The sequence below is a fragment of the Actinosynnema sp. NPDC053489 genome (genome assembly GCF_044544865.1).
GTDB lineage: Bacteria > Actinomycetota > Actinomycetes > Mycobacteriales > Pseudonocardiaceae > Actinosynnema.
Genome location: NZ_JBITXT010000025.1, coordinates 24,446 through 45,599 on the forward strand (window position 1 = coordinate 24,446; position 21,154 = coordinate 45,599).

At 72.3% G+C, this 21,154-nt stretch carries 20 protein-coding genes and 1 pseudogene; 5 read left to right on the top strand and 16 right to left on the bottom strand.

All coding sequences use genetic code 11. From position 1 onward, the window contains the following. Positions 1-35: 35 nt before the first annotated feature. The 3 genes from ACIGNX_RS34035 to ACIGNX_RS34045 all read right to left on the bottom strand — a co-directional run bounded on the left by ACIGNX_RS34035 (position 36) and on the right by ACIGNX_RS34045 (position 3,521). A complete protein-coding gene (locus ACIGNX_RS34035; RefSeq protein WP_396545563.1) occupies positions 36-2,336 on the bottom strand; it encodes a RelA/SpoT family protein in 2,301 nt (766 codons plus the stop codon). Between the two features lie 155 nt (positions 2,337-2,491). Beyond that, entirely contained in the window at positions 2,492-2,668 is a 177-nt protein-coding gene (locus ACIGNX_RS34040; RefSeq protein ID WP_396545565.1) for a DUF397 domain-containing protein, read from the bottom strand. Then, positions 2,661-3,521 carry a helix-turn-helix domain-containing protein gene (locus ACIGNX_RS34045; protein ID WP_396545566.1) on the bottom strand — a complete coding sequence of 287 codons (861 nt, stop codon included), beginning with the start codon at positions 3,519-3,521 and terminating at the stop codon, positions 2,661-2,663. The genes ACIGNX_RS34040 and ACIGNX_RS34045 overlap by 8 nt, the downstream gene beginning before the upstream one ends. Before the next feature lie 98 nt (positions 3,522-3,619). On the opposite strand from ACIGNX_RS34045, the gene ACIGNX_RS34050 reads away from it, so the two are divergent. Further along, on the top strand, positions 3,620-4,369 hold the full coding sequence (locus ACIGNX_RS34050) for a hypothetical protein (protein WP_396545568.1): 750 nt from the start codon (positions 3,620-3,622) through the stop codon (positions 4,367-4,369). Positions 4,370-4,393: 24 nt separating this feature from the next. Here ACIGNX_RS34050 and ACIGNX_RS34055 read toward each other — a convergent pair whose 3' ends face one another. The 7 genes and pseudogenes from ACIGNX_RS34055 to ruvC form a co-directional block, all read right to left on the bottom strand. Beyond that, positions 4,394-4,912: an adenine phosphoribosyltransferase gene (locus tag ACIGNX_RS34055; protein WP_396545570.1), complete on the bottom strand. Its 519-nt coding sequence runs from the start codon at positions 4,910-4,912 to the stop codon at positions 4,394-4,396. Continuing rightward, positions 4,909-6,102 (bottom strand): protein translocase subunit SecF, encoded by a 1,194-nt coding sequence (gene secF, locus ACIGNX_RS34060; protein WP_396545572.1) that lies wholly within the window; start codon positions 6,100-6,102, stop codon positions 4,909-4,911. Before secF ends, ACIGNX_RS34055 begins: the two co-directional genes overlap by 4 nt. Before the next feature lies 1 nt (position 6,103). Then, entirely contained in the window at positions 6,104-7,942 is a 1,839-nt protein-coding gene (gene secD, locus ACIGNX_RS34065; protein ID WP_396545574.1) for a protein translocase subunit SecD, read from the bottom strand. Between the two features lie 152 nt (positions 7,943-8,094). Next, positions 8,095-8,475: a preprotein translocase subunit YajC gene (gene yajC / locus ACIGNX_RS34070; RefSeq protein ID WP_396545576.1), complete on the bottom strand. Its 381-nt coding sequence runs from the start codon at positions 8,473-8,475 to the stop codon at positions 8,095-8,097. A 97-nt stretch (positions 8,476-8,572) separates the two neighbouring features. Continuing rightward, complete coding sequence (gene ruvB / locus ACIGNX_RS34075; RefSeq protein ID WP_396545578.1) at positions 8,573-9,625, bottom strand: Holliday junction branch migration DNA helicase RuvB; 1,053 nt, start codon at positions 9,623-9,625, stop codon at positions 8,573-8,575. Continuing rightward, positions 9,622-10,212, bottom strand: coding sequence for a Holliday junction branch migration protein RuvA (gene ruvA / locus ACIGNX_RS34080; protein WP_396545580.1), 591 nt, complete (start codon positions 10,210-10,212; stop codon positions 9,622-9,624). Before ruvA ends, ruvB begins: the two co-directional genes overlap by 4 nt. 215 nt (positions 10,213-10,427) lie before the next feature. After that, positions 10,428-11,006, bottom strand: a pseudogene (gene ruvC / locus ACIGNX_RS34085) (crossover junction endodeoxyribonuclease RuvC); the annotation flags it as partial. 197 nt (positions 11,007-11,203) lie between these two features. Here ruvC and ACIGNX_RS34090 point away from each other — a divergent pair. Then, positions 11,204-12,727 carry a diguanylate cyclase domain-containing protein gene (locus ACIGNX_RS34090; RefSeq protein ID WP_396545582.1) on the top strand — a complete coding sequence of 508 codons (1,524 nt, stop codon included), beginning with the start codon at positions 11,204-11,206 and terminating at the stop codon, positions 12,725-12,727. A 56-nt stretch (positions 12,728-12,783) separates the two neighbouring features. Next, positions 12,784-13,230 carry a cupin domain-containing protein gene (locus ACIGNX_RS34095; RefSeq protein ID WP_396545602.1) on the top strand — a complete coding sequence of 149 codons (447 nt, stop codon included), beginning with the start codon at positions 12,784-12,786 and terminating at the stop codon, positions 13,228-13,230. 3 nt (positions 13,231-13,233) lie between these two features. On the opposite strand, the gene ACIGNX_RS34100 is transcribed toward ACIGNX_RS34095, so the two are convergent. Beyond that, positions 13,234-13,764, bottom strand: a complete 531-nt coding sequence (locus ACIGNX_RS34100; RefSeq protein ID WP_396545584.1) for a DinB family protein — start codon at positions 13,762-13,764, stop codon at positions 13,234-13,236. A 115-nt stretch (positions 13,765-13,879) separates the two neighbouring features. Between ACIGNX_RS34100 and ACIGNX_RS34105 the strand changes: the two genes are divergently transcribed. After that, on the top strand, positions 13,880-14,932 hold the full coding sequence (locus tag ACIGNX_RS34105) for an ATP-dependent DNA ligase (RefSeq protein WP_396545586.1): 1,053 nt from the start codon (positions 13,880-13,882) through the stop codon (positions 14,930-14,932). 12 nt (positions 14,933-14,944) lie between these two features. Here the strand turns inward: ACIGNX_RS34105 and ACIGNX_RS34110 are convergent, their stop codons facing one another. From ACIGNX_RS34110 to ACIGNX_RS34130, 5 genes are all read right to left on the bottom strand, one after another. Beyond that, on the bottom strand, positions 14,945-15,421 hold the full coding sequence (locus ACIGNX_RS34110) for a TspO/MBR family protein (protein ID WP_396545588.1): 477 nt from the start codon (positions 15,419-15,421) through the stop codon (positions 14,945-14,947). Between the two features lie 186 nt (positions 15,422-15,607). Next, positions 15,608-16,210: a uracil-DNA glycosylase gene (locus ACIGNX_RS34115; protein WP_396545590.1), complete on the bottom strand. Its 603-nt coding sequence runs from the start codon at positions 16,208-16,210 to the stop codon at positions 15,608-15,610. Positions 16,211-16,287: 77 nt separating this feature from the next. After that, on the bottom strand, positions 16,288-17,040 hold the full coding sequence (locus tag ACIGNX_RS34120; RefSeq protein ID WP_396545592.1) for a DUF427 domain-containing protein: 753 nt from the start codon (positions 17,038-17,040) through the stop codon (positions 16,288-16,290). A 66-nt stretch (positions 17,041-17,106) separates the two neighbouring features. Then, the gene (locus ACIGNX_RS34125; RefSeq protein ID WP_396545594.1) at positions 17,107-17,661 is read right to left on the bottom strand and encodes a DUF305 domain-containing protein; all 555 of its coding nucleotides are present in this window, start codon (positions 17,659-17,661) and stop codon (positions 17,107-17,109) included. Further along, the gene (locus tag ACIGNX_RS34130; protein ID WP_396545596.1) at positions 17,658-18,569 is read right to left on the bottom strand and encodes a DUF1996 domain-containing protein; all 912 of its coding nucleotides are present in this window, start codon (positions 18,567-18,569) and stop codon (positions 17,658-17,660) included. Before ACIGNX_RS34130 ends, ACIGNX_RS34125 begins: the two co-directional genes overlap by 4 nt. A 186-nt stretch (positions 18,570-18,755) precedes the next feature. On the opposite strand from ACIGNX_RS34130, the gene ACIGNX_RS34135 reads away from it, so the two are divergent. Next, positions 18,756-20,891, top strand: a complete 2,136-nt coding sequence (locus ACIGNX_RS34135) for a discoidin domain-containing protein (RefSeq protein WP_396545598.1) — start codon at positions 18,756-18,758, stop codon at positions 20,889-20,891. The last annotated feature ends 263 nt before the right edge of the window (positions 20,892-21,154 follow it).

Genomic DNA, 21,154 nt, shown 5'->3' on the forward strand with positions numbered 1-21,154 from the left:
CCGATATCGACCGCAGGCGGGGCGGCGTTAACCGGTCAGGACGCCGAGGTCACCCGGTAGACGTCGTAGACGCCCTCCACGCTGCGCACGGCCTTGAGGACGTGACCCAGGTGCTTCGGGTCGCCCATCTCGAACGAGAAGCGGCTCACCGCCACCCGGTCGCGGGACGTGGTCACCGAGGCCGAGAGGATGTTGACCTTCTCGTCGGCCAGCACCTTCGTGACGTCGGACAGCAGGCGGTGCCGGTCGAGGGCCTCCACCTGGATCGCGACCAGGAACACCGAGGACGACGACGGCGCCCACTCGACGTCCAGCAACCGCTCGGGCGTCTTCAGCAGCTCGTCGGCGTTCGTGCAGTCGGTCCGGTGCACCGACACCCCGCCGCCGCGCGTGACGAAGCCCAGGATGTCGTCACCGGGCACGGGGGTGCAGCACCGGGCCAGCTTCACCCAGACGTCGGCCGCGTCCTTGACGATGACCCCGGCGTCGCCGGTGACCCGCCGGCGCGCGACCGTGGACGGCGTGGACCGCTCCGCCAGCTCGTCCTCGGCGTGCTCGACGCCGCCGAGCTGCGCGACCAACCGCTGCACGACGTGCCGCGCGGACGTGTGCCCCTCCCCCACGGCCGCGTACAGCGCCGACACGTCGGGGTAGTGCAGCTCCTTCGACAGCGCGCCCATCGAGTCGGCCGACACCAGCCGCTGCAGGGGCAGCCCGACGCGGCGGACCTCCTTGGCGATGGCGTCCTTGCCGATCTCGATCGCTTCTTCCTTGCGCTCCTTGGCGAACCACTGCTTGATCTTCGCCTTGGCGCGCGGCGAGGCCGCGAACGACAGCCAGTCGCGCGACGGACCCGCGCCCTCGGCCTTGGACGTGAAGATCTCGATCACTTCGCCGTTCTCGAGCTTGCGCTCCAGCGCGACGAGCCGGCCGTTCACCCGCGCGCCGATGCACCGGTGCCCGACCTCGGTGTGCACGGCGTAGGCGAAGTCCACCGGCGTGGACCCGGTGGGCAGCGTGACGACGTCACCCTTCGGCGTGAAGACGAAGATCTCCCGCGCGGCCAGGTCGAACCGCAGCGACTCCAGGAACTCGCCCGGGTCGGCCGCCTCCCGCTGCCAGTCGAGGAGCTGGCGCATCCACGCCATCTCGTCCACCTCGACGCCCTTGCCGCTGTGCGTGCCGCGGGTCTCCTTGTACCGCCAGTGCGCCGCGATGCCGTACTCGGCGGTGCGGTGCATGTCGTAGGTGCGGATCTGCACCTCCAGCGGCTTGCCGTCCGGGCCGATCACGGTGGTGTGCAGCGACTGGTAGACGCCGAACCGCGGCTGCGCGATGTAGTCCTTGAACCGGCCGGGCATCGGCTGCCACAGCGCGTGGACCACGCCCATCGCCGCGTAGCAGTCGCGCACCTCGTCCACCTGGATGCGCACGCCCACCAGGTCGTGGATGTCGTCGAACTCCCGACCGCGCACGATCATCTTCTGGTGGATCGAGTAGTAGTGCTTCGGCCTGCCCTCGACCTTCGCGGTGATCTGGGCCGACGCCAACTGCTGCGACAGCTCGGTGATCACGCCGCCGAGGTAGGTGTCGCGCGACGGCGCGCGGTTGGCCACCAGGCGCACGATCTCGTCGTACTTCTTCGGCTGGAGGATCGCGAACGCCAGGTCCTCCAGCTCCCACTTCACCGTGGCCATGCCGAGCCGGTGCGCGAGCGGGGCCAGGACCTCCAGCGTCTCGCGCGCCTTGCGGGCCTGCTTCTCCGGCGGCAGGAACCGCATGGTCCGCATGTTGTGCAGCCGGTCGGCGAGCTTGATGACCAGCACCCGGGGGTCCTTGGCCATGGCGATGACCATCTTGCGGATGGTCTCCGCCTCCGCCGCCGCGCCCAGCTTCACCTTGTCGAGCTTCGTCACGCCGTCCACGAGCAGCGCGACCTCGTTGCCGAAGTCGACGCGGAGCTGGTCCAGCGAGTAGTCGGTGTCCTCCACCGTGTCGTGCAGCAGGGCGGCGACCAGCGTGGTCGTGTCCATGCCCAGCTCGGCGAGGATCGTCGCCACGGCCAGCGGGTGCGTGATGTAGGGGTCGCCGGACTTGCGCCGCTGCGGCCGGTGCTTCTCCTCGGCCACGTCGTAGGCGTGCTGGAGCAGCGCCAGGTCCGCCTTCGGGTGCAGGTCGCGGTGGACGGCGGCCAGCGGTTCGAGCACCTGTTTGACCGGCGCGGCGCGCTGGGCGGTGATCCGACGTGCCAGTCGCGCGCGCACGCGCCTCGTCGCCGACGCCGGCCGTGCGGGCACGGGCTGCGACGTCTGGGCGGGTTCGGTGTCCTGGCTCAACCACGCTCCTCGGGTCTAGGAACCGAGGATAACTCCGTCGGGGCGCCGGCTCCGGTGGCCGAGCCGACGAGCGGTGCGGTTCACACGACGAGCAGCACCGCCCGTTCGGCCCGGCAGGTCGGCGGGCCACCCCGTTCACCAGCCTGAACGCGCTCCTAGCCGTTCTTCAGGCCCGTGAGGAACGCGACGAACCTGGCCCGGGGGAAATCCAGCTCCCCGCCCTCCGGCTGCTTGCTGTCCCGCACGGCCGTCCGGTGAACCCCCACCGCCAGCTCCACGCACGCGGCGTTCGTCGAACTGCGCGTCGACTTCCGCCACTCGTAGTCAGCCATACCTGGCATCCCTCACCTCTCGTATGCGCTGCGCGGTCTGCTCTCGGCTGAGCGCGAACTGCGCCGCCTCCTCCCAGATCGCGGTCAGCATGCCGACCGCCCGTTTATCCTCCACCACCCTCGTTCCGTTGTAGCTCTCGACGTAGACCGAGAGCGGCTCGTCGGGCTCCGGGTAGTCGAGCAGGACCAGGGCACCGAAGTGCGCGCCGTACGCCCCGGCGTCGAAAGAGGCGAGCCGGAGCGTGACGTTCTCCTGGGCACCCACCGTGAGCAGGTGTGTCAACTGCCGGGCCATCAGTTCGCGGCTGCCGACCGTGCGGTAGAGCGCCGCCTCGTCGATCAGCGCGTGCAGCTGGAGCGGATGGGGCTGCCGGGAGAGCAGCCGCTGCCGTTCGCGCCGCTCGGCAGCCGCCTGGGCCGTCCACCCCTTGCCCGCTGTCAACGCCTGGCTGCGACGCCCGAGTTCTTCGGCGTACTCGCCGAGCTGGAGGATGCCCGGGATCAGTGCCGGGTCGAGCGAGCGCTCCCCCGTCGCCTCGCCCTCGTCCATCCGGAACCGGAGGTAGCCCGACCACAGGGTCGAGGCGTGCTCGACCACGACGGCGTCCACGTTGGCGCGTTCCCAGAGGGCCGTGCCCTCGGCCAGCTCCGCCTCGGTGGCCCGGAGCACGGTCATGATCGCCAGGAACGTCGGGTAGCGCGGCAGGTGGTCGCCGGACAGCAGTCGGTTGACCGTGTCCTTCGACGTCTTGACCAGGGCCGCGACCTCGGCGGGCTTGAGCCCGGCCCGTTCCACGATCGGTTTCACGTGTCGGCCGAGCCTGCGCTTGGCCCGTGTGGTTCCTACCGCCATGACGATCACCTTAACCACTGTGCGTAGTCGACCCGCACGCAGAGTTCACTCGATTGCTTACCGGGGTTTTGCCGCTGGCAAACAATAGGGTGGCACGCATGACCGAGAACGTGGACGAGGCGGCGGAACGACTCAGCCGCCGCTGGTTGGAGCTGCCGGACGGCGTCGAGGGGGCGGTCGCCCTGCACGAGGAGACGCTGGACCTCGCCCGGCGGCACCCCCTGGCCGAGTCCGTCGCCGAGTCGCTGGAGATCGCGGCGCAGGTCTACGCGCGCCTCGGTGCCCTGCACGCGGCCACGACGATGGCCGCGCGGGCGGTCGAGGTGCGGCGGGACGCCTGCCTCGACGCGGTGACCGCGGAGCGGCTCGGCAGCCACGTCTTCGCGCTCGACCTGCTGGCGGGCGTCTTCCGGGCCCGCGGCCTCGAAGACGCCGTCACCGGGTGCCTGGTCCAGCTGGTCGAGATGCACTTCCGCTGCGAGAACAACGCGGGGGTGGCGTGGGCGGTGCGGGAGCTCGGCGCGCAGGCGTTGCTGGCGGGTGACGCGGACAACGCGGTCGCGAAGCTCGCGCGGGCCGAGGAGCTGTACGCCGGGTACGGCGACGACGAGTCGCTGGCCGAGGAGCGCGGCGAGTGCCGCGTGCTGCTCGGGCGGGCGCTGCTCGCGCGGGGTGACCGGGAGTCGGCGCTGCCGTGGTTCGAGCGGGCCGTCCGGGACTTCACCGCCGCGGGTGCCGACGCGCTCGCCCGGGAGGCGGAGGCGCTCCGGGCCGCCGTGTCCGCGTCGGCGGAGCCGCCCGCGCCCGTCCTGCTGAAGATCGGGGACTTCGGCGCGGCGGACTGGTAGCCGGACGGTCAGCCGGTCACCTGGTCAGACGGTCAGCAGGGCGCTGACCTCGCGACCGGCCAGCCGCTCCCGGCCGCCCAGGCCGGGGATCTCCAGCACCACCGAGACGCCCGTGACGACGCCGCCGGCGTGCTCGACCAGCTCGCACGCCGCCGCGGCGGTGCCGCCGGTGGCCAGGACGTCGTCGACCACGACGACGTGCTGACCGGGCGTGATGGCCTCGGCGGGCAGTTCGAGCGCCGCCGTGCCGTACTCCAGGTCGTACGACACGCGGTGGGCCACGGCGGGCAGCTTCCCCGGCTTGCGCAGCGGCACGAGGCCGTAGCTCCAGCCGTAGCCGAGGGCCGCGCCGAGCAGGAAGCCGCGCGACTCGACGGCCGCCACGACCTGCGTGTCGGGGTGGATCTCGTCCTGGAGGGCGTCGACCACGGACCGGAACGCGTCCGGGTCGGCGAGGACCGGCGTGAGGTCCCGGAAGACGACCCCCGGCAGGGGGAAGTCCGGGACCTCACGCAGCAGCCCCAGGGCGCGGTCCAGCTTCAACGGTGCTTCTTGCCCGTCGGGCGGCGACGCGCGTCCGCGGCCTTGCCGGTCCGCGAGGGCACGCCCGCCGCGGCCGCCATGGCCTTCTCCTTGCGCAGTTCGGCCTGCAGGGTCTCGTCGTCCGTCGACTCGACCGCGGTGTCCGCGCCACCGGTGGCGACCACGTCGCCGGCGGCGGCCTTGCGGGCCAGGTTCTCCCGACGCGCCTTCACCCGGGCGGCCTGCGCCTTGTACCGGGGGTCGCGCATCTTCAGGTCCACCGCGACCGGGGTCGCGATGTAGATCGAGGACAGCGCGCCGATCGCCATACCGGTGAGCTGCACCAGCGCCAGGTCCTTCAGGGTGCCGACGCCGAGCAGGCCCACGCCGATCGCGAGCAGGCCCAGCACCGGCAGCAGCGCGATCAACGAGGTGTTGATCGAGCGCATCAGGGTCTGGTTCACCGCCAGGTTCGCGGCCTCCGCGTAGGTGCGGCGGGTCAGGCCGAGCAGGCCGCGGGTGTTCTCCCGGACCTTGTCGAACACGACCACCGTGTCGTACAGCGAGAAGCCGAGGATGGTGAGCAGGCCGATGACCGTGGCCGGCGACACCTCGAAGCCGACCAGCGAGTACACGCCGGCGGTGATCACCACGTCGTGGAGCACCGCGACGAGCGCGGCGATCGCCATCGACAGCTCGAAGTACAGCGCCAGGAAGATCATCACCGCGACGAAGAACACGAGGAGCGCGATCAGCGCCTGGCTGGTGATCTCGCCGCCCCACGACGCCGACACGGCGCTGTCGCTGATGGCGGTCTCGCCGCCGTTGGGCTTCAGGTCGTCGTTCAGCGTGGTCTTGAGCTTCGCGACCTGGTCGGCGTTCAGCGTCTCCGACCGGATCTGGATGGTCGTCGCGTCACCCGTGCCCACGGTCTGCGTGGCGGCGGGCTCCTTGCCGATGGCCTTCTCGAACGACTCCTTGGCCGCCTCGACCGTGATCGTGCCGGACGAGCTGGTGGCGGGCATCTGGATGCGCGTGCCACCGGTGAAGTCGATGCCCAGGTTGAAGCCGCGCAGCACGATCGACGCGATGCAGACCAGCAGGATCAGACCGAAGATCACGTACCAGCGCTTGCGCTTGCCGACGATGTCGAACGCGCCGTTGCCGACGTAGAGCCGCTGGAAGACGCCCAGCTTCTTCGTCTCGGCCACGTCAGACCTCCTTCACAGCGGTGCTCTTCGAGAGCGCGCGGTCCTCGACTGCGGCTTGGACTGCGCCGCCCAGACCCGAGAGCTTCGGGTTGGACAGGCGCTTGGACTTCGACACGATGGCGACCAGCGGGTGCGTGACCAGGAAGACGACGACCAGGTCCAGCACGGTCGACATGCCCAGGGTGAACGCGAAGCCCTTCACCTGGCCGACGGCGAGCACGTAGAGGATGGCCGAGGCGAGGAAGCTGACCATGTCCGCGGACAGGATCGTGCGCCGGGCGCGGACCCAGGCCCGCGGCACGGCGGACCGGAACGACCGGCCCTCGCGGACCTCGTCCTTCAGGCGTTCGAAGAACACCACGAACGAGTCCGCCGTGATGCCGATCGCGACGATGAAGCCCGCGATGCCGGCGAGGTCGAGGGTGAACCCGATCCAGCGGCCGAGCAGCACCAGCACCGCGTACACGACCACGGCCGACAGGACCAGCGACAGGATCGTCAGCACGCCCAGCAGGCGGTAGTAGAACAGGCAGTACACGAACACCAGCGCGAGGCCGATGCCGCCGGCGATCAGGCCGGCTTCGAGCGAGGCCAGGCCCAGCGTCGCGGACACCGTCTCGGCCTCGGAGGCCTCGAACGACAGCGGCAGCGAGCCGTACTTCAGCGTGTTGGCGAGGCTGGTGGCCTCCGCCTGGCTGAACTTGCCGCTGATCTGCGTCGAACCGCCGAGGATGGCCTCGTTGATGTTCGGCGCGGACACGACCTGGCTGTCCAGCACGACGGCGACCTGCTGCTGCACGTTCGCCGAGGTGAACTGACCCCACTTCTTGCCGCCGTCGCTCTTGAAGGTGAGGTCGACGACGAAGCCCGCGCCCTGCGGGTCGGTGCCGGCCACCGCGTTGTCGATGTCCTCACCGGTCAGCCGCGAGTACAGGCTGAAGTCGTCGTCCTTCACGCTGCCGTCGGTCGGCGGGGTGACCGGGGCCAGCACGTACTTCTCGGTGCGGTCCTGGTTGCAGGTCAGCAGCGGGAGGGCCGGGTCGTCGTTGCCGATCAGCGGGTCGACGGTCGGGCAGGTGAACGCGGCGAGCGCCTGGCCGACGGTCTGCGCGTCCAGGGTCGTCAGCTGCGGGTCCTGCCGGCAGGTGCGCGACTCCTCGATGGCCTTGGTCGGGTCGTCGGAGTACTGGCCCTGGAACACCGCGCGGCAGTCGACCTGCGACTCGGCGGGCGGCGCGGACGGCGCGGTGGACTCGGCGGGCGGCGCGGTCGTCGTCGTCGGCTGGGCCTCGAACGCGGGTGCCGGGCGGCCCTGAGCCGTCGTGGTCGGCGCGGAGGCGGTCTCGCTCGGGTCCTTGCCGACGCTCGCGTCCGGCGTCGCCGAGCCGGTGGCGGTCGGCGCGGCCGAGCCGGACGCGGACGGCGTGCTGCTCTGGGTCGGCTCGGGCGTCGGCGCGTTCGGCACCGGGGAGCCGATGACCTTGCGGAAGTTCAGCTTCGCCGTCTGACCCAGGCGCTTCGCGCCCTCGCTGTCGGAACCGGGGACCGTGATCACCAGGTTCGTGCCGTCGCGGATGACCTCCGGACCGGCGACGCCCAGGCCGTTGACGCGCGTCTCGATGAGCGTGCGCGCCTGGTTGAGCGACTCTTCGGACGGCGTTTTCCCATCAGGAGCCCGAGCGGTCAACGTGACCCGGGTGCCACCCTGGAGGTCGATACCGAGCTTGGGTGTCGCCTTGCCGTTCCCGGTGAAGAACACCAGGGAGTACAGCGCGACCACGATGAGGACAAATGCGCCCAGGTACTTCGCGGGGCGGATTTGCCCGGCCGGAGGTGCCACGGTCCGTCCGTCTCCTGATAGTTGACAAGGTCAGCGAGGCCGCAGCGTACCCCTGATGGTGTGAGCTGCGCGTCACTGCCTGGAGTCGGCACGTTGACAGTTGCCGGCTCCAGGCGAGGGGTCCGCTGGTTACGCTGGGTTGCTTGTTCGGGTTACTTCTTGCTCTCCTGCTGCACGGGCTCGACGACCGCCGTCTCGGGGGCGACGACCGCGGTCTCGGGGGCGACGTCGTCCACGTCGTCGACGACCGCGTCGGTCTCGGTGTCCACCACGACCTTCTCGCGGATCGCCTGACGCAGCCAGGTGGTGACCACGCCGTCGGCGATCTCGAGGTCGATGGTGTTGTCTTCGTCGTTCACGCCGGCCACCGTCGCGTACAACCCGGAGGTGGTCATGACCCGGTCGCCCGGCTCCAGGGAGTTCAGCAGCGCCTGCTGTTCGGCGACGGCCCGCTTCTGCTTGCGGGCGCTGAGGAACAGCGGCACCGCGAGCAGCACGAGCAGCAGCGGGAACATCAAGGAGGACAGGTCCATCATTCTCCGATCAACCGGGCGGGCGGGCGCGAGCGGCGCCCGGAACGTCCGGATTTCTGGGATGCCGCTGCCGATTGTGCCAGGTGGGCGATGCGGATCACTCGGTGGCGTCGTCGAACAGGGATCGGGTCGGCTCCCCCGGTGCCTTCGGCGGGGGCTGCAACCCGAGGTGCGACCAGGCCGCGGCGGTGGCCACCCGGCCACGCGGCGTGCGCGCCAGCATGCCCGCGCGCACCAGGTAGGGCTCGCAGACCTCCTCGACCGTCGTGGGCTCCTCACCCACCGCGACGGCCAGCGTGGACACGCCCACGGGCCCGCCGCCGAACGACCGGACCAACGCGCCCAGGACCGCCCGGTCCAACCGGTCCAGGCCCAGTTCGTCCACGTCGTAGACCGTCAGGGCGTCGCGGGCGACCTCCAGCGTGACCGCGCCGTCCGCGCGGACCTCTGCGTAGTCCCGCACCCGGCGGAGCAGGCGGTTCGCGATGCGGGGCGTGCCGCGGGACCGGCCGGCGATCTCGCGCGCGCCGTCCGCGCGCAGGTCGACGCCGAGGATCCGGGCGGAGCGGCGGATGATCAGCTCCAGCTCGTCGGCGCTGTAGAACTCCATGTGCCCGGTGAAGCCGAACCGGTCGCGCAGCGGGCCGGTAAGTGCACCCGATCGTGTGGTTGCGCCGACGAGCGTGAACGGGGCGATGTCGAGGGGGATGCTGGTCGCGCCGGGGCCCTTGCCGACGACCACGTCCACCCGGAAGTCCTCCATCGCCAGGTACAGCATCTCCTCGGCGGGGCGGGCCATGCGGTGGATCTCGTCGATGAACAGCACGTCGCCCTCGACCAGGTTCGACAGCATCGCCGCCAGGTCGCCCGCGCGTTCCAGGGCGGGGCCGGAGGTGATGCGCAGCGACGCGCCCAGCTCGGCGGCGATGATCATGGCGAGGCTGGTCTTGCCCAGGCCGGGCGGGCCGGACAGCAGCACGTGGTCGGGGGGCGAGCCGCGCTGCAACGCGCCGCGCAGGACCAGTTCGAGCTGCTCGCGGACCTTCGGCTGGCCGACGAACTCGTGCAGGTCCTTCGGCCGGAGGGTCGATTCGAGGTCCCGCTCGGTCGGGTCGGGCAGCGGGTTGAGCGTGTCCTCCTCGTAGGTCATCGCTTGCGGCCCAGCGCGGCCAGGGAGCGGCGGAGGACCTCGGAGGTGCCCAGGGCGCCGTCCGCGGCGAGCACCGCGTCCACCGCCTGCTCGGCCTGCTTGGCGGGGAAGCCGAGGCCGAGGAGGGCTTCCGCGACCTGGGCGCGGACCTGGCCCGCGTCGCCCGCGGCGGTGGGGGCGGGCGCCAGGTGGCCGACCTTGTCGCGCAGCTCGATGATCAGGCGTTCCGCGCCCTTGCGGCCGATGCCGGGGACCTGGGTGAGGACGGTGGTGTTGCCCTCGGCGAGGGCGGCGCGGAGCTTGTCCGGTTCGAGGACGGCGAGGGTGGCCAGGGCCAGGCGCGGTCCGATGCCGGAGACGGTCTGGAGGAGGCCGAACAGCTCGCGGGACTCGGCGTCGGCGAACCCGAAGAGGGTCAGCGAGTCCTCGCGCACCACCAGCGCCGTGGCGAGCTGCGCCTCCTCGCCCCGGCGCAGCGCGGCCAGCGTGGCGGGGGTGGCCTGCACGGCGTAACCGACCCCGCCGACCTCGACGACGACGTGGTCCAGCCCGATGGACAGCACCTGCCCGCGCAGTGACGAGATCACTGTCCTCCACCTCCGGTCTCCCCGTCTCCGACCGGTGCGGCCGGGGGTTGCGCGGCACGGGCGGTCGCGGCCCGGGCTGCCGCGCCCATCTTCGCCGCCGCGCCGGAACGCCCCGCAGTCGGGACCGCCTCGACGGCCGGGGCCGTCCTCGGGACCGTCTTCTGGGTCGTCTTCTGGGTCGTCTTGTGGGCCGTCTTCGGGACCGACTGCCCCGCGGCGGGTCGGCGGGCGGCGGCGCGCGCGCCGGCCTCGGCCAGCTTCTCGCGGTGCTTGCGGGCGATCTCGGCGGCCTTCGCCTGGGCCTCCTCGAGCCGGGAGCGCATCGGGGCGCGCCACAGGTGGCAGATGGCCAGCGCCAGGGCGTCCGCCGCGTCCGCGGGCCTGGGTGCCACCGCCAACCCCAGCAGCTTGGTGACCATGGCGGTGACCTGGGCCTTGTCCGCCCGGCCCGACCCGGTGACGGCGGCCTTGACCTCGCTCGGCGTGTGGAAGACCACGGGCAGCCCCCGGCGGGCCGCGGACAGGGCCACCACGCCACCCGCCTGGGCCGTGCCCATCGCGGTGCGGACGTTGTGCTGGCTGAACACCCGCTCGATGGCCACCACCTGCGGCTGGTAGCGGTCCAGCCACTGCTCCACGGCGTCCGAGAGCTGGAGCAGCCGCACCGCCAGGTCGGCGTCCGCGGGCGTGCGCACGACGTCCACGGCGACCGGGCGCACGGTGCGCCCCGCCCCGCCGTCGACCACCCCGAACCCGCACCGGGTCAAGCCGGGGTCGACTCCGAACACGCGCACGCTGGTCCCCTCAACACCGCCGACGAACACCAGTTCGAAACCTTAGACCGTGATCACGCCGACGGCCCCCGGTGACACGCGCGCGGCGGCACGCGCACGGTGACCAACGGACAACCCCCGATCGACACAGCGTCACGACGGTCACTACAGTGGCTCGGGCAACTGATCGACTCCAGTGGCGGCATGAGCGGGGTGCCATGACCCTGAGGCGGTTCGGCGTCGTCACCGTCGCCGTCTGCGCCGCGGTCGTCGGCGTCGTCACCCTCGTCGTCTCCGGCGCGGTCGACCGGCCGACGTCCGTCGCCCTCGACAAGTTCACCCAGCTGGTCGCCTCGACCGCCGCGATGGTCTCCTACTGGCGGGCCGCGCGGCGGCGGCACGGCGTGGCGCGGCGCTGGCGGCTGTGGATGGTCGCGGCGATGGGCAGCCTGGTCGTCGGCCTGGCCGTGTGGATCTGGGGCCAGGTGTTCCTAGAGGTGCCGCTGCCCTCCTCCACGCTCGCGCCGATCGGCTTCATGCTCGTGCCCGCCCTCACGCTGTGCGCGGTCCTGGTCCTGGCGCACGGCGGGTCCGGCACGCTGCCCGGCCACCGCAGCAAGGTCGTCGTCGTGCTGGACGGCCTGATCGTGGTCGGCTCGCTGTTCGTGCTCACCTGGGTGTCGGCGCTGGAGTCGATGGTCCGCGCGTGGGCCACCTCCGGGCCGGGCTTCGCGACCGTCGTGGCGCACCCGGCGGCCTACCTGGTGATGCTGGTCGTGCTGCTGGTGTCGTCCTGGACGCACCGCTCGGTGCGGCAGCTCCCGGTGCTGTTCATCGCGCTGGCGGGCCTCGCGCAGTCGACGTCGGGCTGGGTGTTCGCGTTCCTGGTGAGCCAGGGCGCCACGGCCATCCCGACGGCCGCCGACATCGGGTTCATGGTGTGCCCGGCGCTGTTCTTCCTCAGCTCGATCGCGCCCGGCGGCGGCACGCGCGAGCGGACCGGCTCCACCCGGCTGCGCGCCGGCGAGCTGCTGCACCTGCTGGTGCCCTACCTGCCGCTGCTGGTCACCGGCCTGTTCATCGTGGTCGGCACGGCCACGGGGGTGCGCCTGAAGCCCGTGGAGGTCTACGTCGGGCTCGGCGTGGTGCTGCTGGTGATCGTGCGCCAGCTGCTGACCCTGATCGACAACGTCAAGCTGCTCGACCAGCTCCGGGAGAGCCGCGAGCGGCTGCGGCACCAGGCCTACCACGACCCGCTGACCGGCGTGCCGAACCGGGCGCTGTTCCGGGAACGGCTGGACGCCGCGCTCGCCGGGCCGTCGCCCGTGGTCGTGCTGTTCATCGACGTGGACGGGTTCAAGGACGTCAACGACAACTTCGGCCACGCCGAGGGCGACGCGGTGCTGCGGATCGTCGCCGCGCGGCTCCAGGCGTGCGTGCGGTCGCAGGACGTGGTGGCCCGGCTGGGCGGCGACGAGTTCGGCGTGCTGGTCGACGGCTACCCGCAGCCGCCGGAGGAGATCGGGCGGCGGGTGCTGCGCGCGTTGGACGAGCCGCACCGGACCGCCAACGGCTCGCACGTCATCCGCGCGTCGATCGGGATCTCGCACCGCGAGGCGTTCGACCCGTCGTTGACCGCCGACGACCTGATCGGCACGGCGGACGCGGCCATGTACACGGCGAAGCGGTTGGGCAAGGGCATGGTCGTGGTGCACGGCACGGTGGAAGCGGAGGTGACGTGAGCGCCGACCAGGTGAACGCGGACGAGGTGAACGCGGACGAGGTGAACGCCGACGAGGTGAGCGCCGACGAGGTGATCGCGGCGCTCGGCCTGGTCGAGCTGCCGGTGGAGGGCGGGTGGTTCGGGCAGTCGTGGCGCTCGCCGGAGGCATCGGCGATCCACTACCTGCTGCGCGAGGGCGAGTTCTCCGGGGTGCACAAGCTCGACCACCTGGAGGTCTACGCCCACCACCAGGGCGCGCCGGTGCGGATGCTGCTGCTGCACCCGGACGGCTCGGTGACCACCCCCGTGCTCGGTCCGGACCTCGCCGCGGGGCAGCGGCCGCAGGTCGTCGTGCCCGCCGGGGTGTGGCAGGCCGGTGAGCCGGACGGTGGGTGGTCGCTCGTCGGCACGGTCGTGGTGCCGCCCTACACCGACGACGTCGTCACGTTCGGTGAGGCCGACACCCTCGCGCCGCGCTACCCCGCGCACGCCGACCTGATCCGCCGGCTGTGCCGCCGCTGAGGCTCAGCCCATCGTCTTCTGGCCGTCGATCGTCTCGCGGATGATGTCCGCGTGGCCCGCGTGCTGCGAAGTTTCCCCGATCAGGTGAAGCACCACGCGGCGGACGGTCCACGACGCGCCCGGCTCGAACCACGGCGCGGCGGGCAGGGGGTGCGCGGTGTCCAGGTCGAGGTCCGCGAGCAGCCGCGCGGTCTTCGCGGCGGTCGCCTCGTAGTCGGCGACCAGGCCCTCCAGCGTCTCGTGCTCCAGCATCCGGAAGCCGTTCTCCCAGTCGCCCTGCTCGCTCTGCATCAGCTCCGCGCCGCCGACCGCGAAGCGCATCCAGGCCTCCTCCACGGTCCGGACGTGCTTGACCAGGCCGCCCAGGGACAGCGCGCTCGCCGTCGGGGTCAGCCGCGCCTGCTCGTCGGTCAGCCCGCGCAGGGTGAACAGGAAGAAGCCGCGGTGCTTGTCGAGGGTCGCCAGCAGGTCGGTCAGCTCGGTCGGGGCGGCGGTCGAGGGCGCGGTGGAGGTGGCGGTGGCGGTGGCGTTCATGGTGGTCCTGTCCTTTCGGTTCGGCGTTGCCGTCACGCTAGGGCCGATCGCGGACACCCGCCGCCCGGAATTCGACGTGAGGTGGAACCGGGTCGGGCGACCTAGGCTCGGCGGTGTGGACCTGCCCGTGATGCCGCCGGTGCGCCCGATGCTCGCCAAGTCCGTGCCGGCGGTGCCGCGCGAACCGGGCCTGCTCTACGAGCCGAAGTGGGACGGGTTCCGGTGCGTGGTGTTCCGCGACGGGGCGGAGCTGGAGCTGGGCTCGCGCAACGACCGGCCACTGACCAGGTACTTCCCCGAGGTGGTCGACGTGCTGCTGGCCGGGCTGCCGCCGCGGTGCGTGGTGGACGGCGAGGTCGTCATCGTCACGCCCGGCGGGCTGAGCTTCGACCTGCTGCAACTGCGGCTGCACCCGGCCGCGTCGCGGGTGCGCAAGCTCGCCGCGGAGACGCCGGCCGGGTTCGTCGCGTTCGACCTGCTCGCGCTGGACGACCGGGACCTGACCGGGACGCCGTTCGGCGAGCGCCGCCGGCTGCTGGAAGGCGTGCTGCGGGACGTGCCGGGGCTGTACCTGACGCCCGCCACGGACGACCCGGACCAGGCCGAGGACTGGTTCACCCGGTTCGAGGGCGCGGGCTTCGACGGCGTGGTGGCCAAGCGCGCCGACCTGCCGTACGAGCAGGACAAGCGGGTCATGTGGAAGGTCAAGCACGAGCGCACGGCCGACTGCGTCGTGGCCGGGTTCCGGCCGCACAAGGACGGCGAGGGCGTCGGGTCGCTGATGCTGGGCCTGTTCGACGACGCGGGCGCGCTGCGGAACGTGGGCGTGGCCAGCAGCTTCAGCGCCGCGCGCCGCCGTGAGCTGCTGGACGAGCTGGCCCCCTACCGGCGGGACGCGCTGGTCGACCACCCCTGGGCGGATTGGGCGGGCGTCGACGCGGCCACGCCCGGCGCGCAGAGCCGGTGGAACCCGACCAAGGCGCTGTCGTGGGAGCCCGTGCGGCCCGAGCTGGTGGCCGAGGTGCGCTACGAGCACGTGCAGGCGGGTCGGTTCCGGCACACGACCCGCCTGGTCCGCTTCCGGCCGGACCGCACGCCGGCGTCGTGCACGTTCGGCCAGCTCGAAGAGGTGCCGCCGGCGGAGCTGCGGGAGCTGTTCGGGCCGTGATGGGGCGGGACGTCAGTTCAGGCTGAGGATGCTCGCGTTCAGCGCGGTCGCGAAGCCCACCCAGGCGAGGTAGGGCACGAGCAGGAGCGCGGCCGGGCGGTGCTTGCGGCCGAACGCCACCACCAGGGCGATGATGACGACGAGCAGCGCCACGATGTCGACCAGCGCCCACCCGTACCGGCCGGCGGCGAAGAACAGGGGCGTCCAGGCGGCGTTGAGGACGAGCTGCACGGCGTACAGGGCCAGTTCGGGGCCCGTGCCGTTGCGCTTCCAGAACAGCCAGCCCGACAGCGCGATCATCACGTACAGCGCCGTCCAGACCGGCCCGAACAGCCAGGACGGCGGTGCCCAGGACGGCGTGCGCAGCTGCTCGTACTCCGCCGAGGAGGACACGGCGGCCAGGGAGCCGATCACCGCGACCGCCGCGACGGCGGCCGCGAACACCGCCAGTCCGACCAGGGGGTGGCGGCGCGTATCCAGGTGGGCCATGCGTCCAGGCTAGGAAGCCCGGTGGGCGCCCGCACGACGGAGAGCGCGGGAGGCCGCCGACCCGGCCGGGTCGTTGCCCCGGGCCACGCCCACCGCCGGTGCCTCGGGGAGCACCGGCGCCCGTCACCCGTCACCCGACGCCTGGCACCCGACGCCCGGCACCCGGCGACCGTCACCCGGCGGCCGTCACCCGGCGGCCTTGGCGGCCTCCCGGAAGGCGTCCACGAGCTGCGGCCACCGGGCGGCCCGGTTGCGGTTGATGGACAGCGGCGAGGGGTGGGGTGCGTTGACCACCTTCAGCTTGTGCCCGCGGCCCGAGAGGGTCCACCCCGTCCCCGCGGGCCTGCCCAGCACCACGACCGCCTTCAGCGCGGTCAGCATCCGCAGCAGCTCCACCAGGTACGGCACGGCCGCGCGCAGGTCGGCGGGCGTCGGCTCGCGGTTGGACAGGTACCAGGGCACCACGTTCCAGCTCAGGCTCACCCGCCGCGACAGGCCGGCCTCGGCCATCGCGGTGAACACGTTGGCGGCGGTCGGGTCGTCGTTGTCCGGCGAGTTCAGGCCCGATCCCGACGAGGCGGACCCGGGTGACTCCAGCAGCAGCAGCACCTTGGAGTTCACCCCGCCGCTCGCCGGGTCGAACAGGGGCACGTCGACCTTGCGCTCGGTGGCGATGCGCTCGGCGAACTCGGTCAGCTTCGCCAGGTGGGGCGCCTTGAGCAGGGCCTTCTTCCGAGCGACGACCACGGGGTTGCGGTGTGCCCTCGGCGTGGAGGGGAAGACGTCCATGGTTGGCTAGCGTTCCCGTCTTGATCAGGTCCGACCATCCGCCGTCCGGGCGGCTCCCCTCCCCGCGCCTGCGCCGGTCAGCCGACGTGGGTGCGCGGCCGCTCCTCCAGCACGCCGTCGACGTAGGTGTCGACCTTCTCGTTGTAGAACGCGACCAGGCCCGCGACCTCGCGGCTCTCCGGCAGCGGGTTGCGGTAGCCCCACACGACGTTGTCGTAGGTCTGCTCCCCCACCACGACCGACCAGTACTCGGCGGTGCCCTTGTAGGGGCAGCTCGTGCGCAGGTCGGTCGGCCGCAGCAGGTCCAGCCGCACGTCGGTCATCGGCAGGTAGTAGCGGGCGGGCAGGCCGGTCTCGAAAAGGACCACCGGGCGGTGCGAGTTCGCGACCTCGACCCCGCCCACCTCGACCCTGATGTGCCTGCTGCTGCGCAACGCGTCCACCCGCGTGTACGGGTCGCGCGGGTGGATGTAGACCGGCTCGTCCTCCTCGAACCACTCGTCCATCGCGTCCCAGTCGAGCCGGACCAGGCCGCGCAACGCCTCCAGCGGCGAGTCCGGGTAGCGCAGCGCCGCGCCGGCGGCGGTGCCGGCCCCGGTCTTGACGTCGAGCACCTCGCCGTCGCCCCGGCTCGGCGACCGCCGCGCCTCCCCGTTCGGCACCAGGGTCGCCCGGACGTCCTCCGCCGGGAAGTAGTACGTGGGGTAGTACGGCTTCTCCCACACCAGCGCCGGTCGCGTGGTGTCCACGACCAGCTCGCCCGCGAGGTAGGCCCGGACCCTCTTCGTCCCGGTCTCCACCCGCACCCGTCCGCGTTCCGCAGCGCTCATGGTGCCGACGCTACGCCCACCGCCGACCCGTTGGCACACCTGGGTTTTCTCCGGGGTTGCCCAACGTCACGGCGCCACCGCCGCGAGCCGCGCCACCTGGGCGGCCCGCGCCGCGCCGATCGACGCGGCCAGCTCGCGGGTCTCCGGGTCCGCGCCGCTGTCGCGCTCGCCCTGGGCCAGCAGCGCCGACTGCTCCAGGTGCTCGCGCAGCTTCTTCGGCAACCCGGAGGGGTCCAGGCGCAGCCCGGCCAGGTCCGCCTCCGACACCAGGCCGGGCATCTGATGGCCGGCGTGCGGGTTGTCGCCCGACAACCCCGCCCGGTCGCGCAACCGCTTCAGGCGCGCCAACTCCTCGCCGTGCGACGCCCTCAGCTCCGCCGCGAACGGCGCGAGCGCGGGCGGCGCGAGGTCGAGGGCGGGCAGGACCTGCTCGTTCATCGGGATCATGAGCTGGATCCACGCCGTGTCGGTGGGGTTGAACGGCGACGAGGACGCCGACGCGGGCGGCGGCACGGGAGCGGTGGCCGGAGCCGGAGCCGGCGCGCACGCGACCAGGAGCAGCAGGGTGGCACCCCAGGGCGCGCGGCGGCGCCCCGGGGTGGCCGGATCGTTCGTCCTCACCGCGGCAACCGGTAGTCGGGCCCGAGGGCGGCTCCGCGCTGCGGCTTGTACTGGTCGTAACCGCGCGGGTCGCACTGCAGGCCGCCGTTGACGCAGTGGCTGACCAGCGCCTGCAACGTGGGCGCGTCCCACGCGTTCATGAAGTCGTAGTGCCAGGTGTACCCGCGCCCGCTGGACAGCCGCACGCGGGACATGTCGCCCGACACCGGGAACGCGATCTTGAACTCCAGCATCGGCACGGGCACCGGGTGCGTCGCCGGGCACACCAGCGTCGTCCGGTCCGGGTAGGCCATGTGCGACTTGTGGTCCGCCGAGTCGAGGTCGCGCCCGTTCCAGCAGCTCGGCGCCTGGTAGCGGATGTTGAGCTGGCTGCCCGGCGGGCAGTAGGACGGGAAGTCCCAGTTGTGCGAGCTGTTGCCGCACTCCCAGCCCTCGACCGCGCCGGGCGCGGTGCGGAACTGGTCCTGCGTCGCCGTGGGGCTGCCCACCACGAACCGGATGCCCGCCGGGAACGAGCGGACGTCCTGGTACTTCAGGATGCCGGACTTGTAGTAGATGACCTGCGGGAAGTCGGGCACGATCAACTGGTCGCCGTTGTAGACCGACGGGAACCAGTACGCCGACTTGTCGTCCGGGGTCCTGCAGTTGGTCTGCCCGGACGACAGCGAGGTGTTCGTGCTGCTCGCGTTGGTCGACTGGTTGCCGAGGAACGTGTGCATGTGCGACGCGCCGGGCAGCCCCGGCGAGACGATCGGGTCGTCGGGCCGGTGCGTGGTGACCGAGCAGTTGGCCTGGAACTCGTGGTGCGTGACCAGGTCGTCGGCCTGCGCCGGCGGGGTGGTGACCGCCAGGGCGGCCGCGAGTAGGCCGGCCGCCGCGGCGACCGACGAGCGAAGTTTCCGGGACACCTTTGTCCTCCTGCCGACGTGGGGAACGTGGCTGGGAGAGCGCTCTCCCAACTGAGGTTGCCCGCTGGGCCGCCGCGGTGTCAAGAGGCCCGTCATTGACAGATCCGTAGTCGGTTCGTAACGTTTCGAGCCGGGTTGAGAGAGCGCTCTCCCGCACTTCGACCCGACAATCCGGCAGGAGACGCCATGTTCCGCCTCCGATCCCCCAGCACGCCGTGGGCCGCGCTGCTGGGGTTCGCCCTCTTCACAGGACTCGCGGTCGTGCCAGGCACCGCGAACGCCGCACCCGTGCTGCTCTCCCAGGGCAAGCCGGCCGCGGCGTCCTCGACCGAAGGCGCGGGCACGCCCGCGTCGGCGGCCGTCGACGGCAACGCGGGCACCCGCTGGGCCAGCGCGTGGAGCGACCCGCAGTGGTTGCGGGTGGACCTGGGCGCCACCTCGACCCTCAGCCGCGTGGAGCTGGACTGGGAGGCCGCGTACGCCACCTCGTTCCAGCTCCAGGTCTCCGCCGACGGCAACGCCTGGACCACCGTCCACACCACGACCGCGGGCACCGGCGGCAGGCAGGGCTTCGACGTCACCGGCTCGGGCCGGTACGTCCGCGTGTACGGCACGCAGCGCGCCAACGGCTACGGCTACTCCCTGTGGGAGTTCCGCGTCTACGGCACGCAGGGCACCGACCCGCAACCGGGCACGGGCGTGCGCGTCACCGGTTCCCAGGGCAACTGGCAGCTCACCGTGGACGGCCGGCCGTGGACGGTGAAGGGGCTGACGTGGGGTCCACCGGCCGCCGACGCGGCGCGGTACATGCCCGAGCTGAAGTCCATGGGCGTCAACACGCTGCGCACCTGGGGCACCGACGGCTCGACCAAGCCGCTGCTCGACGCGGCCGCCGCCAACGGCATCAGGGTGATGAACGGCTTCTGGTTGCAGCCCGGCGGCGGCCCCGGTTCCGGCGGCTGCGTCAACTACGTCACCGACACCACCTACAAGACCGACGTGCTGAACGCCATCAAGCAGTGGGTGACCACCTACAAGGACCACCCCGGCGTGCTCATGTGGAACGTCGGCAACGAGTCCATCCTGGGCCTGCAGAACTGCTACTCGGGCGCGGAGCTGGAGAACCAGCGCGTCGCGTACGCCAGGTACGTCAACGAGGCGGCGCGGGCGATCCACGCCATCGACGCCAACCACCCGGTCACCAACACCGACGCGTGGACCGGTGCCTGGGCCTACCTCAAGGCCCACGCGCCCGACCTCGACCTGTACTCGGTGAACTCCTACGGCAACGTGTGCCAGGTGCGGCAGGACTGGACCAACGGCGGCTACACCAAGCCGTACCTGCTCACCGAGGCCGGGCCCGCCGGCGAGTGGGAGGTGCCCGACGACGTCAACGGCGTGCCCGACGAGCCGACCGACGTGCAGAAGCGGGACGGCTACACGCGGGCGTGGAACTGCATCACCGGGCACACCGGGGTGTCGTTGGGCGGCACGCTGTTCCACTACGGCACCGAGTACGACTTCGGCGCGGTCTGGTTCAACCTGACCCCGGCGGGCAAGAAGCGGCTGTCGTTCTACGCGGTGCAGCAGGCGTTCGGCGGCGCGACGCCGGCCAACACCCCGCCGGTGATCACCGCGATGAACCTGCCCACCAGCGTCGCCGCCGGCGCGCGGCTGGACGTCGACGTGGCCGCGAGCGACCCGAACGGCGACCCGATCACCTGGTCGGCGGCGTTCAACAGCAAGTACGTCGACAACAGCGGCGCGTTGGCGGGCACGCCCGTGCAGGTCAACGGCAACCGGCTGACGGTCACCGCGCCCGACCGGCTCGGCGTGTGGAAGGTGTACGTGATGGCCGAGGACGGCCGCGGCAACATCGGCATCGAGACCAGGTCGGTCCGGGTCGTCGCGCCGCGGCCGGCGGGCGTGAACGTGGCCCTGGACAAGCCCGTCACGGCGTCGTCCTACCAGCAGGTGGGTGACGGCGCCCCCTTCCCGCCGTCGAACGCCGTGGACGGCAACGCGGGCTCCCGCTGGGCGACCGACTGGTCCGACCCGCAGTGGTTGCGCGTGGACCTGGGCGCGACGACCACGTTCCAGCACGTGCAGCTGGTGTGGGAGGGCGCGTACGGCCGGGCCTACGAGATCCAGGTGTCCGACGACGGCGGCACCTGGCGGTCGGTGTACGGCACCACGACCGGCAACGGCGGCGTCGACTCGATCGACGTCACGGCCACGGGCCGGTACGTGAGGCTGAACGCCACCCAGCGCGGCACGGGCTGGGGCTACTCGCTCTACGAGTTCGGCGTCTACCGGCGCTGAGGCGGCAAGCCGAGGGGGCGGGGGGAGCACGTCCCCCCGCCCCCTCGGCGTTCCCGTCGCCGGGCGCGGCCACCCCGGCGACGGCGCACGGGTGAGGGGCGGGGGGGGGGGGCCCCCCCCGCCCCCCCCCCCCCCCCCGGGGGCGGGGGCCCCCCCCCCCCGCGGGGGGGGCGCGGGCCCCCCCCCCCCCGGGGGGGGGGGGGGGGGCCGGCCCCCCCCCCCCCCCCGGCGCCCCCCGCCACCGCGTCCGGGCGGGTCCGGGC